Below are 13141 nucleotides of genomic sequence, written 5' to 3'. Positions count from 1 at the left end.
TGGCAGCACATTAATTTTCCTGCAGTTGTGTAACCAGTTTTTCAGCCATTACCGGAGTAAGGGCAACACCCATGCCGTTGCAGGATGTAACCGTATACACATTTTTCTCCAGCTTTTTTATGCATGGTTGCCTGTTATCAGTAAAACCCATAATACCACTCCAGCGGTAATCTATTGTATAATTGTAACCGGATGCGATATGCTGGCTTAAGAAACGCTCCAACTCATCCTGTATAATGTCAGATTCATCAAAACTGTTGGTAGTTTCTTCGTCAAACGCCTTGTTGCGGCCACCGCCCAGTAATATCCTGTTGCCCAGGTTGCGGAAATAGTAAAAGCCTTCATCGTAGTGAAAAGTTCCTTTAAGCATTAACCCGGCAATTTCGCTGGTAACAATAACCTGGCCCCGGCCCGGGGCTACCTTATGTTGCGGTGCAATAGCCGAAGTAAAAGCGTTGGTGCAAAGAATAAGTTGCCCTGCCAAAAGGCTTATGTGCTGTACGTTGCCTTCCACAAAAGTGTAGCTGCAATCAACCTCTACATGGCTGTTGTTGTGCGACCAATGCTTTACACTAACCCCTGTTAAAATATCTACGTGCATACGCTGTACCAGCCTGGTTAGGTTATATACCAGCTTGCCGCTGTGCAGGGCTGCTTCCGCCTTGTTTTCAATCAGTGCATCAAAACCGTTAAGGCCAAATTCCTTAAGCCGTTGGTTACACCAGGCAAAAGTTTGGCTATTGCCTGTAACGGTTTGCAACAGATTGTTAAGTGCAGGCAGCATTTCCTGCAGGCTGCTTAAGTCTGTTATGCCGCGGGTGATACATTCGTAACCGCCGCAATCATCAAATTCAATATCGGTACCGGCAAGTGTTTGTTTAATTTTTTCAATACCCTTATAGCGAAATTCAACTGTTTGCAGCATGGTTTCTTCGCCCAGCAGGTGCATATCGTGCAGCAGTTCAGTAGGGCTGCCAAAGCAGGCAAAACCTGCATTGCGGGTAGAAGCCCCGGCAGGTATAATATTGCGTTCAATAATCAGCACAGATTTTTCAGGAAACTTCTTTTTCAATTCATACGCTACCCACAAACCTGCAAGGCCTGCGCCGGCGATAATAAAGTCGCGGCGGGAAAAAAAACTCTGCTTTTCCCAGATTGAAATTTGCATGGCCGAAAATTACACCGTTTCTTTTTTACCGATGCAAAACTTTGTTTAAAAGCATTTAACGCCCTGTTATGTTTTTGTGGTTATATATTTGGTTGCAAAGGGCGTTGGCGCTAAGGTTACAAGCGTCGCGGTTCCTTAAAAAATTCAATATGAAAAGAATATTCTACACAACCATCCTGCTGTTTGCCATAACTACCGTTAATGCCCAGGGATTAAAGGGGTTGATTAAAAAAGCTACCAAGACTGATTCTACGGGTAAGTCTTCTGTGGGCGGATTGTTGGGTGCATTGTCCGGCGGCGGTAATGACTCACTGAGCACAAATGACGTAGCCAGCGGTTTAAAGGAAGCGCTGAATGTAGGCGTGAAAAAGGGAACGGAGAAACTATCTTCCGTAGATGGCTTTTTAAAGAATGCAGCCATAAAAGTGTTGTTGCCGCCAGAAGCGCAAAAGGTAGAAAAAACCCTGCGTGGTGTAGGCATGGGCAAACTGGTGGATGATGCCATTACCTCTATGAACCGCGCAGCAGAAGATGCCACCAAAAGCGCCGCACCAATTTTTCTGGATGCGATTAAAGGCATTACCATACAGGATGCCTGGGGCATTTTGCGTGGTAACGATACATCTGCCACCAGTTATCTTAAAACAAAAACAACCTCACCGCTAACCGCGGCTTTTAAGCCTGTTATCGAACAGTCGCTTACTAAGGTAAACGCTACCAAATACTGGAGCGACCTGGTGAATGCTTACAATAAAGTAAACCTTTTTGGCGGCGATAAGCTTAACCCCGATCTCTCCGCCTATGTTACAGAGAAAGCCATTACGGGCATCTTTTATGAAGTAGGGCAGCAGGAAAAAGACATCAGGAAAAACCCTTTGGCCAGAACATCTGACCTGCTGAAGAAAGTATTTGGAAATTAAGTGAGGTTTCCACTTGCTATAAAATATTTACTTCCCTTTCCAGCGTTATGCCAAACCTGGCCTGCACGCTTTCGATGATTTTTTCCGAAAGGGCATAGATTTCATTGCCTTTAGCGTTTCCATAATTTACCAATACCAAAGCCTGTTTGGCGTGGCAGCCGGCATCGCCAAGGCGGTAGCCTTTCCAGCCGCATTGCTCAATCAGCCAGCCGGCAGCTACTTTGGTGTAGGTTTGCCGGTTGATGCTTTCTGCCGGGTAGCCCGGTATGGTGGGGTATTCCTTCTTTAATTCGTCAAACTGCGCATTGGTAATCTGCGGGTTTTTAAAAAAGCTGCCTGCATTACCAATTTCTTTGGGGTCTGGCAGCTTGCTGCTGCGAATATTGATGACAGCCTGGGATATGGCCTGTATAGAAAGCTCCTTCACCTGCATTTTTTCAAGTTCCTGTTCAATAGCGCCGTACGATGTGTTAAAGACAGGTTTTTTGTTTAGCCGGAACGTAACGTTGAGTATGACAAACTGGTTTTTAAATTTTCTTTTAAACACACTTTCGCGGTAACCAAATTCGCAATCGTTGTTGGTAAACAGCACTGTTTTACCGCCGGCTATGTGCCAGGCTTCCAGGCTTTCAAATACATCTTTTATTTCCACGCCGTAAGCGCCTATGTTCTGCATAGGCGATGCGCCGGTGTTGCCAGGTATAAGGCTAAGGTTTTCAAGCCCGGCATAGTTATGTGCCAGGCAATGCATAACAAAGCCGTGCCAGTTTTCTCCCGCCGCCACTTTTACATAATAATGGTTGGCATCTTCCTTAACCAGGCTTATGCCCTTCAGCTCATTCTTTAAAACAAGGCCATCAAAATTTTGGGTGAAAAGAATATTGCTGCCACCACCCAGTATAAGCTTCTCCTTTGCTGCAAAGGCATTAAACAACTCCTCCAGTTCGTCTGTTGTGCCAAAAGAAGCAAAAAAGCCGGCCAATACATCAATGCCAAAAGTATTGTATGGTTTAAGCGAAATATTTTTATCAATTTGCATAGCCCACAAAGTAAACAAATTATGCAACCTCTAACTGCTGTGGTGCTTGGCGCCACTGGTTTTATTGGAGAATACCTGGTTAACGAACTTTTGCACGATGAGCAGTTTGCAAGTGTAAAAGCTTTGGTACGCAGAGATGTAGCAGCCCCACACCCAAAGCTGCAGGCGATAGTAATTGACTTTAATAACCCCGAAGAAATGCGCAGCCATATTGGTAAAGCCGACTGCCTTTTTTGTTGCATAGGTACCACTGCCAAAAAAGTAAAGGGCGACGAGGCGGCCTACAGAAAAGTAGATTTTGATATACCTGTTTATGCGGCGCAATTGGCTAGTCAAGCGGGTATTGAAGCTTACATGCTTGTATCCGCAGTGGGGGCAAATGCCCAATCCCGCAATTTTTATCTGCGTTTAAAAGGTGAGGTGGAAGACGCTGTAAGCGCCGCAGGTATTGGCAGCCTGGGCATCTTCAGGCCATCTGTATTGCTGGGTGGGCGTAAGGAGTTTCGTTTAGGCGAAAGCGCCGGAAAAGTGTTGATGAGAATTACCTCTTTTTTGTTGAGGGGCTCATTAAGTAAGTACCGTGCTATTGAAGGCCTTACCGTTGCAAAAGCTATGGTGGCAGCCGCGAAACAGCACCAGCCTGGCACACATGTGTACTTATATGATGATATGGTGAAGCTGGCTGGGGGTTAGTGTTTTACCCTAACCTTCATTCATTTACCGTTTGGTTGTTAAGAAAATGAATGCGAGGTTGAGGTGTCTTAAACAATTCTATGCCGAAAACCGGGTAAATGTGCAACAGCATTGTTCAACCCCGAAGGGGTTGGGGGTTTATTGTAAGTCAACCCCGGATTTCATCCGGGGCTATTCATATTCAGCCCTTCGGGCTATTGCACAATTTTACGCTGTACATACCATAATCATTTGCGATTATGATACCGGCGATATAGTTTCATGGCATCATCGTTGCGTCGCAATCCGTTCATCGTCCGGTTCATTGAGCGGCTTTTTAGACCCGCGGCAAAGCTTTATCAAGTCAGAGACTTGATGCATAGGGCTGCGAAGTCTGGAGACTTCGCAGAGCGGGAGTATGAAAGTTAAGGGGGTAGTTGCTGCTGACGGTGTGAACATATTCTTGTAACTTTAGCTTATTATTTTTTACATGTTACCCGACGTTAAAATATTACCGCACTACAATTACGCTGATTATGAACAGTGGGAAGGCCAGTGGGAATTGATAGAAGGTATTCCGTATGCTATGAGCCCCTTACCAGTACCCAAACATCAAAGGATTGCTGCAAACCTTGTTGCAGAATTCAGGTTTCAATTAAAGAAGAGCCCTGATTGCGCTGCTTACCAGCCTTTGGATTATCGCGTTGCAGACGATATTGTACTACAGCCCGATATGCTGGTGGTTTGTGGCCCTATAGCAAAAAAATACCTGGATTTTCCGCCTGCGCTGGTGGCTGAAATTTTATCACCCGCTACTATGCTAAAAGACCGCTATACAAAATTCCCTATATACGAATCTAACGGCATTGGGTATTTCCTGCTGATTTCTCCGGATATGGAAGAAGTGGAAGTGTACGAAATAGGCCACAACGGCTATGAGCTAAAAGAAAAAGGGAGAAGTTTTGTTTACAATTTTTTGATAGGTGATTACCAGGTGAATATTGATTTTAATGAGATCTGGTAACACTTATGAGTTTAGAAATTAACTTGTCTTTTTTTCTTTTACTGTTTTGGCCGGGAAGCCTTTCTGCAAAAAAAGCAGCGTGTTACACCTGCGGGTGAGGGATTGAAGCGGTTACCCCGGTGAGGCCATCGCAGCAAGGCTTTTGTGCCGGAGTATAAGCGGAAAGCCCGGCCCCTTGCGATAGCTTGGGGACACCCCATTATTATCATCCTCAATTTTTTACACTTATACTGGATCAACATCGGGCACAATTACCACACGTTTATACAGCTTTGCGGATTGTATGATGACCATTTGTTGCTGTATCTCTTTTTTGCATTGCGCAATCAGCTTGCCATCGCGGGGTAGCTTAATGAGTATCTCCCAAAGGTATTGGTTTCGTATGCGGTTAACCATGGGTTCCGCGGGGCCGTTAAGGTAATTACCGAAATTAGGTTTAAGCCCGTTGAGCATTAGGTAAGCGGCCTCTTCTGCAAGGTGTTTTTCTTTGTGCTTAAGCGTAAGCTGTATAAGCCTGGAAAAAGGCGGGTAAAAAAACTGGCGGCGGTTTTCAACCTCAAAATCGTACAGGTGCTGATAGTTGTGCTGCTGTACAAAGCCCAGCACAGGATGGTGGGTATTGCTAACCTGTATAAGTACATTGCCTTTGCCATCTCTGCGTCCGGCACGGCCGCTAACCTGCTCCATTAGCTGGTACGCCCGTTCATTAACCCTGAAATCGGCAAAGTTTAAAATACCATCGGCATCAATAATGCCAACCAGGTTTACTTGCTCAAAATCCAACCCCTTTACTACCATTTGCGTACCGATAAGGATATCCACCCGCTGTTGTTCAAAAAGCTTGATGAGGTTATCATGGTCGTGCTTGCCTTTAATGCTGTCGTAATCCATGCGGGCAATTTTGGCCTCCGGAAATTCTTCGGTAAAAAGTTCTTCCACTTTTTCTGTACCAAAATTGCGCTGTATAAAATTATGGCTGCCACAGGCCGCGCAGGTTTGTATAACGGGGTAAGCAGTGCCGCAATAGTGACAGCTTAATTTATTCTTTGCCTTGTGATAGGTAAGCGTAACATCGCAATGCTCGCAGTGGGGTATCCAGCCACATACGGCGCATATTTGATAAGGCGCATAGCCGCGCCTGTTTTGAAAAATAATTACCTGCTTTTTGTGCATAAGGCTTTGCTCAATAGCATGCTTTAAATGTGGACTTAGCAACAGCCGGCCTTTGTCTTTACGAATGATGGTTTTTGTATCCACCAGTTCAATAGCCGGTAACTCTACATTGCCAAACCTTTCAGTAAGTTTTACCAGGCCATATTTACCGGCAACGGCATTGTAATAGCTTTCAATGGAAGGCGTTGCGCTGCCCAGCAATACCTTGGCATTACAGAGGGAAGCGTAGTAGATAGCCGCGTCCCTGGCATGGTAACGCGGGGCAGGCTCATGTTGTTTGTAAGAAGCGTCGTGCTCTTCGTCTGCGATAATAAACCCCAGGTTATGAAAGGGCAGGAATAAGGAAGACCTTGCACCCAGCACTACTTTAATCTCCCCGCTCTTAACCTTGTTCCAAAGTTCAACACGTTCGTTAGGGTTGAATTTGGAATGGTAGATGGCAATATGGCCGCCAAAATGCTTTTGCAGCCTGCGGATAATTTGGGCTGTTAATGCAATTTCCGGCAGCATATACAATACCTGTTGGCCCAGCTTAATATGTTGTTCAATGAGTTTAACATACACCTGGGTTTTGCCGCTGGAAGTAACGCCGTGCAGCAGGCATACTTGTTTATTAGAGAAATGCTCCAGCAGTTCGTTGGTAGCCTGCAGTTGCGCCGGCGAAAGGCTAAAATCAACCTGTACATCTTTGGGCAGGCTTTTAATTCTTTCGGCAGAGCGTTTTTGTGCTATGAGAATCTTTTTCTCTAACAGGCCCTTTAACTGGGCTGCAGTGGCATTGGATTTTTTCAGCAACTCTACCTGTATCACTTCGCCTTCGGTTTTTAAAAGGTGAAGGTAGGAGAGCAGCAGGTCAAGCTGTTTGGGTGCCCGGCTCCATGCATTCATTAAATCAGCCAGCCTGTCTTCGTTGTGGTAATCCGGGTGCAGCAGTATGTACGTTTCTTTTTTCTCTTTGTATTTCTCCTTCAGCTCTTCCCACACATAGCATATCTTTTTTTCGATAAGGCGCTTTATCACCGGGTATACATGAGATGCATCCAGTAACTGCTGCACTTCGCTTAACTTAAGTTCCTTTTTGATGGTTAGCGCTTCGGCCACTACAAATTCGTCATTATCAAGGTCGGTAAAGTCTTCATCGTGTTCATCATTCCAGATAACTATGGTTTCGCTGGAAAGTTTCAGGTTGGCGGGTACCGCAGCCTGCATTACTTCACCTTCCGTACACATGTAGTATGCCGCCACCCATTGCCATAGCTGCAGTTGATTTTCATAGACAAGCGGCTCGGTATCCAGTATGTTCAGGATGGGTTTGGGATTAAATGCGGCGGGCTTTTCAGGAAACATTCTTTTGATAATGCCCGTGTATTTTTTATTGCGCAGCTCAACTTCTGCCCTAACACCGGCTTTGGCTTTTTCCTGCAAATGCGCAGGTATGCTCCATGTATAATTTACAGGCAGGGCAAGGGGAACGATGATCTCGGCATAGATATCAGCCTGCATGTTTAACGGGGTAACTGGTTTTATGTTAAGTTGTCCATTTTCCATTCTGTAACGGGTAAAGATAACAAGGCTTCATCAATTAGAATTTTGTCAGGTGAACTTGTATTTTATCAAACCTTCTTCCATCACATCATGCACTTTTTGTTTTAGCACAGCAATATCTGCAGGGCTGTATTGGGAAACATCCACTTCTGCCAGGTACACTACCCTGCAGGGGCCTGGGGTCAGTTCAAAAAATCCACGCCAGTGCATGCGCTTTTCTGAATCAACAAACAGCAATGGTTTAATGGGGGTTTTTGTTTCAATGGCTATGCGGAAAGCACCATCGAAAAATTCTTTCAAAGGTTTATCCGTTTGGTTAAATGTGCCTTCCGGAAAAATAAAAATGGAAATGCCTTTTTGCAGGGCGCTCTTTAACGCCCTTACGCTCCGGGCCCTTTTTTCGGCGCTGCTCCTGTCTACCACCACTACAGCGGAGCGGTATATTAACCCAAATATGGGATACTTTACCATCTCATATTTTCCCAATACACGCACAGGCTGGTGTATGGCCCTTACAATAGGTGGTATATCCATGTAAGAAGAATGGTTGGCTACAAATATGTATTGCCGGCTTTTATCATGCGGCGCTTCATAAATTTCTTTATGCCTTATACCTGTAAAAAAGTACCAGAGCTTTGCCCATTTATTGCACAGCCAGTAAATATAATTGCCCCCTTTTATTTTGCCGGCCAGCAAAGAAAACGGCACAAACAGAAGCACCAGCAACATCAGTATCACAAACCATAGCAAGGCGTAAATAACATAAACAATCTGCAGGGGTCTTAAAATTTTCTTCATTGGGTAAATGGGTTATTTGTGAACCACCAGTTTACAAGCCACCTCAATATGCTTGGGCGTTATATTGTTATCTTCGGTTTCATCCCGCATCAGCTCCAGCAGAAGCCGCATGGCACTAATGCCAATATCATAAGAGTTCTCTGCCACAGAAGCGGTAGGTTTGTGATCAATGTATTCCAGCAAGGGCAAAAAACCAAAGCCTACAAAATCAATGCTGTTAATTTTATCGGGATGGCGGGTTCTTAAAAATTGCAGCGCATCCAGTGTAATGTAATTTTTAAAGGTAAGTATGGCGGTCGGTGGCTCTGCCAAAGCCATAAGTTGCTCCATGGCAGCGTAGGTGGCTTCTTTTGAAAAGTCAACACTGGTAACCAACTTGTCATCGTATTCAATACCGTACTTTTTTAAGGCCTGCATATAACCTTCGTGCCGTATATGGCTTATGTACATTTCATCCGGGCCTTTTATATGGGCAATACGATGGTGCCCTTTTTTCTTAATCAAAAATTCAGTTCCCTTATAGGCGCCGCCAAAATTGTCGCTGCTTACGTAATGGCAGTCAGGGTTTTTAGGCATGCGGGCAATATAAACAATCGGTATGCCTAAAGTGGCCAGCTTATTAAAGGAAGACGTGTCAACAGTTTGTTTGGATAAGGCCACAATAACACCATCCACCCGGTTGCGTATCATCATATTAACAATCTTCGATTCTACTTCGAAATCTTCATGCGACTGAGAAAGGATAACGTTGTATTGTTGTTCCAGCGCTATTTTTTCAACACCGTTAATGGCAAGGGCATAAAACTGGTCAAGAATGGCAGGTACAATTATGCCGACCGTAAAACTTTTACTTTGCTGAAAATGCCTTGCCGTTTCATTACGCACATAATTCCACTCACTGGCAAGGGCTGCTACGCGTTCCCGGGTAAGTGTACTGATGCTTTTATCGTTGTTCAATGCTTTTGATACGGCAGACACAGACATGTTCAGCTTCCTGGCAATGTCCTTTATCGTTACAGGCTTCTTCAAAGTTGTTAATTTAAGTGACAGGATTCTGCCATCGTCAAATTTGGGCAAATCTCCCGATAATTTAAAACGTTGTAGTAAACAATTTCAACCGTTGTAGTTAACAAAGACCGCAATACCGTTGTTTCCTGAACACTGATTATGCATATATTGCAGCATAGCCGGTGAAAACGCCACTGCACAACCAGCGAAAATTTGTTGCTTATGCCAGTAAATCACTTCATATTTTTTATACAGTACATGTTTGATATAACATGATAAGAATAGGTATAATCACAGAATTAAAAGGTGAGCAATTTTTTGGAGCCGGACTGTATTGCTTCTTTCATCGCCGCTTGCGTCGCACTCTTGTACGTTCGGTAATTCTACGCGGCAAGGTGCGGCAGGCTTATAACGTGCAGGCACCATGTATTGAAAGTTAAGGTGGATGATTGCTGTGAAGTATGGCCGGGAAAGCTGCTGATGCCTTGATGAACAAAGAGCAAAGCGTACAAGAGTGCGACGCAAGTAAAGCCTGATAGCAGTAATGTTGCCGGGCTAAAAAATACTCCTTTATTGTTAACTGTTATACATAAATAAACATACATGCATTCAAGAAGAAAATTCATCAGGTCATCTGCCATTGGCATGGCAGGAACTTTAGCCTTGCCGATAGCAGGCGGGGCGGCCATGTTTTCTGAAGCAGCCGTTAACAAAGGCGAAGATGCGTTTACCGTGGGTATGGCAGGTTACACTTTTGCAAAATTTGATATACCCACAACCATAGCCATGATGAAAAGGGTAGGCGTTTACAATATTTCTCTAAAGGATTTTCACCTGCCGTTGGACAGTGATGCTGAAAAAATTAAATCTGTGTTAGCACAGTTTAACGATGCCGGTATTAAGGTATATGCCGTGGGGGTTATTTACATGAAAACAAAGGAGGAAGTTGACCGAACGTTTACCTAAGCAAAAAATGTGGGAGTGGATATGATTGTGGGTGTGCCTAATTACGAACTGCTGGACTACACTGAGCAAAAAGTGAAAGAATACAACATAAGGATCGCTATTCACAATCATGGCCCGGAGGATAAATTATATCCCAGCCCGAAAGAAGTGTATGAGCAAATAAAGAACAGGGATGAACGTGTGGGGCTTTGCCTGGATATTGGCCATACACAACGTACCGGCCTTTCGCCTGCAGATGCAGTTAAAGCTTACGGCAAACGAATATTTGACTTGCACATTAAAGACGTAACCGCCGCGGAGAAAGATGCCAAAGCAATAGAAGTAGGCCGCGGTATTATTGATTTCAAGGCCTTTGTTACAGCGCTGTATAAAGCGAAATTCAAAGGGTTGGCAAGTATTGAATTTGAAAAAGATATGACTGAGTCTTTGCCGGGCATAGCTGAATCCGTAGGCTATTTCAGGGGTATAGCCCATGCGCTTGCCTGATGCATACTTGCTGTTGGGTTAATAGCCAACGCTTAGCACTGCCCTGATTCCAAAGCTTGCGCCCATCATAAACTTGACGCGTTACAATTCAAATAATATGAACCAGAGTGTTATAGAAAATGTTTTTAATCTTTCTGGCCAGGTAGTCGTCATTACCGGCGGTACAGGTATATTGGGCAGTTCTTTTGTAAAAGTGTTGGCTGCCGCCGGTGCCAAAGTACTTATCATTGGCCGTAAGCAGGAGGTGGGTAGCCAGCTTGAAGAAGAAGTAAAGCAAAGCGGTGGCGAAGCTGTGTTTATGCAATGTGATGTATTGAACAAAGAGGAACTGCATGCTACATCTGGAAAAATTTTGCAGCAGTACGGAAAAATTGATGCCCTTGTAAATGCCGCAGGCGGTAATGTGGCAGCGGCGGTAATAGGGCCTGATGATGATTTGTTTGAAATGAACCTGGATGCCTTGCATGATGTGTTTGAGCTTAACTTGTTTGGCACGGTATTGCCCTCGGTTATTTTTGGAAAACACATAGCCGAACAGGGTGGCAGCATCGTAAATATTTCGTCTATGGCCTCGCAAAAAGCCATCACCCGGGTGCTGGGTTATTCAATGGCCAAAGCGGGAGTTGATAATTTTACCAAATGGATGAGTGTGGAAATGGCCCGTCGTTATAAAGGAAAAGTACGCATCAATGCCATTGCGCCCGGCTTTTTTGTAACCACGCAAAACCGCCATTTGCTGGTAAAAGAAGATGGTGGCTACACCCCCCGGGGCGAGGCGGTTATACGCAATACGCCTTACCAGCGCTTTGGCAATCCCGAAGAATTAAACGGCACATTAATATGGTTATTAAGCCCGGCTTCGGGTTTTGTAACGGGCGAAATTATTTGTGTGGACGGCGGCTTTAATGTGTTCTCAGGAGTATAGAAAAGCAAGGCTTACGGGCCAGGCTTTATTGCTGCTATGAGGTCCCGAAACTTCGGGATTGTGTCACTCACTTGTACTGAGTAAATTCCATTCAGCAAATTGCCTCAGTAGCCTGCCCTGGGCAAAATGGAGGGCTTGTTTGCTACACAGCATAGTGCAACAGGATTATAAATAAGCTCACGGCTCGTAATGCAAAACTCAAAGCTTAAAAACAACAATATGCAATTAGAACAAACCTGGAGATGGTTTGGGCCAAACGACCCCGTTACATTACAGGATGTAAAACAAACAGGCGCCACAGGAATTGTTACCGCCCTGCACCATGTTGCCCATGGCGATGTATGGACAGTAGAAGAAATTGAAAAAAGGAAAAAAGAAATAGAAGCCTATAACCTTGCATGGTCTGTAGTGGAAAGTGTAACTGTGCATGAAGATATTAAGACAAAAACAGGTAATTATCAACAATACATCGAACAGTACAAGCAAACACTGCGCAACCTGGCAGCCTGCGGCATTACCATTGTTACCTACAACTTCATGCCGGTAAACGACTGGACAAGAACCAACCTTGATTACCTGATGCCCGATGGTAGTAAGGCATTGTACTTTAACTGGTTTGACCTTGCCGTGTTTGACATTTATATTCTTAAAAGAGAAAACGCCGCTAAAGATTACAACGATACCATTTTGCAGGAAGCAGAGAAACGTTACAACAAATACAGCGAAGATGAGTTGGAGCAACTGGCAGGTATTGTAATGTTCGGCATACCGGGCGAAAAGAAAACCACCGTGGAAGAAATGCGTGAAAGACTGGCGGTGTATAAAGATATCAACCATGATGCGCTGCGTGCAAACCTGGCTTACTTTCTTTCAGAAATAACACCAGTGGCTGATGAACTTGGTATTCAACTGGCCATACACCCGGATGACCCTCCGTTTGATATTCTTGGCCTGCCACGCATTATGAACAAAATAGAAGACTATGAATATATACTGCAGGCCGTACCTAACAAAAGTAATGGCATCTGTTTCTGCACGGGCTCATTAGGCGCTTCCAAGCATAATGATTTGCCGGCTATGGCAAGCCAACTGGCAGACCGCATTTATTTTATCCACCTGCGCAATACCAGCAGGGATGAGTATGGCAATTTCTATGAGGCCGACCACCTGGGCGGCGATACCGATATGTATGCTGTAATGAAGGAACTGCTGGCCACACAGCAGCAACGTAAGAACGCCATTCCTTTCAGGCCAGACCATGGCCACCAGATGATTGATGATTTGAATAAGGTAACCAACCCCGGCTATTCCTGTATTGGCCGCTTGCGTGGGCTGGCCGAGTTGAGAGGGCTGGAACTAGGCATTTGCAGGTCTGAGGGATACGCCCTTACTTCCTGAAGAAGACGGCAGTGGCTTT

At 44.7% G+C, this 13141-nt stretch carries 12 protein-coding genes; 7 read left to right on the top strand and 5 right to left on the bottom strand.

Annotated elements, in window-relative coordinates; genetic code table 11:
• Nucleotides 1-10: 10 nt before the first annotated feature.
• Nucleotides 11-1168 carry an NAD(P)/FAD-dependent oxidoreductase gene (locus tag F0364_RS09540; protein ID WP_153797550.1) on the bottom strand — a complete coding sequence of 386 codons (1158 nt, stop codon included), beginning with the start codon at nt 1166-1168 and terminating at the stop codon, nt 11-13.
• Between the two features lie 149 nt (nt 1169-1317).
• On the opposite strand from F0364_RS09540, the gene F0364_RS09535 reads away from it, so the two are divergent.
• Nucleotides 1318-2088: a DUF4197 domain-containing protein gene (locus tag F0364_RS09535; RefSeq protein WP_153797549.1), complete on the top strand. Its 771-nt coding sequence runs from the start codon at nt 1318-1320 to the stop codon at nt 2086-2088.
• Nucleotides 2089-2104: 16 nt separating this feature from the next.
• On the opposite strand, the gene murB is transcribed toward F0364_RS09535, so the two are convergent.
• Nucleotides 2105-3127 carry a UDP-N-acetylmuramate dehydrogenase gene (gene murB / locus F0364_RS09530; protein ID WP_153797548.1) on the bottom strand — a complete coding sequence of 341 codons (1023 nt, stop codon included), beginning with the start codon at nt 3125-3127 and terminating at the stop codon, nt 2105-2107.
• A 21-nt stretch (nt 3128-3148) separates the two neighbouring features.
• Between murB and F0364_RS09525 the strand changes: the two genes are divergently transcribed.
• Both F0364_RS09525 and F0364_RS09520 read left to right on the top strand, forming a co-directional pair.
• Nucleotides 3149-3820, top strand: a complete 672-nt coding sequence (locus F0364_RS09525) for an NAD(P)H-binding protein (RefSeq protein ID WP_153797547.1) — start codon at nt 3149-3151, stop codon at nt 3818-3820.
• A gap of 469 nt (nt 3821-4289) precedes the next feature.
• A complete protein-coding gene (locus F0364_RS09520) occupies nt 4290-4823 on the top strand; it encodes a Uma2 family endonuclease (protein ID WP_153797546.1) in 534 nt (177 codons plus the stop codon).
• Between the two features lie 225 nt (nt 4824-5048).
• On the opposite strand, the gene priA is transcribed toward F0364_RS09520, so the two are convergent.
• From priA to F0364_RS09505, 3 genes are read right to left on the bottom strand one after another with little or no spacing between them, the layout of a single operon-like run.
• On the bottom strand, nt 5049-7544 hold the full coding sequence (gene priA, locus F0364_RS09515) for a replication restart helicase PriA (protein WP_235921042.1): 2496 nt from the start codon (nt 7542-7544) through the stop codon (nt 5049-5051).
• 45 nt (nt 7545-7589) lie between these two features.
• Nucleotides 7590-8339 carry a lysophospholipid acyltransferase family protein gene (locus F0364_RS09510; RefSeq protein WP_153797545.1) on the bottom strand — a complete coding sequence of 250 codons (750 nt, stop codon included), beginning with the start codon at nt 8337-8339 and terminating at the stop codon, nt 7590-7592.
• Nucleotides 8340-8351: 12 nt separating this feature from the next.
• Nucleotides 8352-9368 (bottom strand): LacI family DNA-binding transcriptional regulator, encoded by a 1017-nt coding sequence (locus tag F0364_RS09505; protein ID WP_153797544.1) that lies wholly within the window; start codon nt 9366-9368, stop codon nt 8352-8354.
• Nucleotides 9369-9950: 582 nt separating this feature from the next.
• Between F0364_RS09505 and F0364_RS29170 the strand changes: the two genes are divergently transcribed.
• The 4 genes from F0364_RS29170 to uxuA all read left to right on the top strand — a co-directional run bounded on the left by F0364_RS29170 (nt 9951) and on the right by uxuA (nt 13122).
• Nucleotides 9951-10313 (top strand): hypothetical protein, encoded by a 363-nt coding sequence (locus tag F0364_RS29170; RefSeq protein ID WP_235921041.1) that lies wholly within the window; start codon nt 9951-9953, stop codon nt 10311-10313.
• Nucleotides 10314-10334: 21 nt separating this feature from the next.
• The gene (locus tag F0364_RS29165) at nt 10335-10799 is read left to right on the top strand and encodes a sugar phosphate isomerase/epimerase family protein (RefSeq protein WP_235921062.1); all 465 of its coding nucleotides are present in this window, start codon (nt 10335-10337) and stop codon (nt 10797-10799) included.
• Nucleotides 10800-10896: 97 nt separating this feature from the next.
• Complete coding sequence (locus F0364_RS09495; RefSeq protein ID WP_153797543.1) at nt 10897-11724, top strand: SDR family oxidoreductase; 828 nt, start codon at nt 10897-10899, stop codon at nt 11722-11724.
• A gap of 219 nt (nt 11725-11943) precedes the next feature.
• Nucleotides 11944-13122, top strand: coding sequence for a mannonate dehydratase (uxuA, locus tag F0364_RS09490; RefSeq protein WP_153797542.1), 1179 nt, complete (start codon nt 11944-11946; stop codon nt 13120-13122).
• The last annotated feature ends 19 nt before the right edge of the window (nt 13123-13141 follow it).

Source organism: Foetidibacter luteolus (genome assembly GCF_009650435.1).
Lineage (GTDB): Bacteria > Bacteroidota > Bacteroidia > Chitinophagales > Chitinophagaceae > Foetidibacter > Foetidibacter luteolus.
Note: the sequence above shows the minus strand (reverse complement) of the source record. Positions and strands in the feature narration are given on the sequence as shown.

What these genes read in the sequence shown, in the direction of transcription:
- F0364_RS09540 (WP_153797550.1), bottom strand. Translation starts at nt 1,168, where the DNA reads ATGCAAATTTCAATCTGGGAAAAGCAGAGTTTTTTTTCCCGCCGCGAC.
- F0364_RS09535 (WP_153797549.1), top strand. Translation starts at nt 1,318, where the DNA reads ATGAAAAGAATATTCTACACAACCATCCTGCTGTTTGCCATAACTACC.
- murB (WP_153797548.1), bottom strand. Translation starts at nt 3,127, where the DNA reads ATGCAAATTGATAAAAATATTTCGCTTAAACCATACAATACTTTTGGC.
- F0364_RS09525 (WP_153797547.1), top strand. Translation starts at nt 3,149, where the DNA reads ATGCAACCTCTAACTGCTGTGGTGCTTGGCGCCACTGGTTTTATTGGA.
- F0364_RS09520 (WP_153797546.1), top strand. Translation starts at nt 4,290, where the DNA reads ATGTTACCCGACGTTAAAATATTACCGCACTACAATTACGCTGATTAT.
- priA (WP_235921042.1), bottom strand. Translation starts at nt 7,544, where the DNA reads ATGGAAAATGGACAACTTAACATAAAACCAGTTACCCCGTTAAACATG.
- F0364_RS09510 (WP_153797545.1), bottom strand. Translation starts at nt 8,339, where the DNA reads ATGAAGAAAATTTTAAGACCCCTGCAGATTGTTTATGTTATTTACGCC.
- F0364_RS29170 (WP_235921041.1), top strand. Translation starts at nt 9,951, where the DNA reads ATGCATTCAAGAAGAAAATTCATCAGGTCATCTGCCATTGGCATGGCA.
- F0364_RS29165 (WP_235921062.1), top strand. Translation starts at nt 10,335, where the DNA reads ATGATTGTGGGTGTGCCTAATTACGAACTGCTGGACTACACTGAGCAA.
- F0364_RS09495 (WP_153797543.1), top strand. Translation starts at nt 10,897, where the DNA reads ATGAACCAGAGTGTTATAGAAAATGTTTTTAATCTTTCTGGCCAGGTA.
- uxuA (WP_153797542.1), top strand. Translation starts at nt 11,944, where the DNA reads ATGCAATTAGAACAAACCTGGAGATGGTTTGGGCCAAACGACCCCGTT.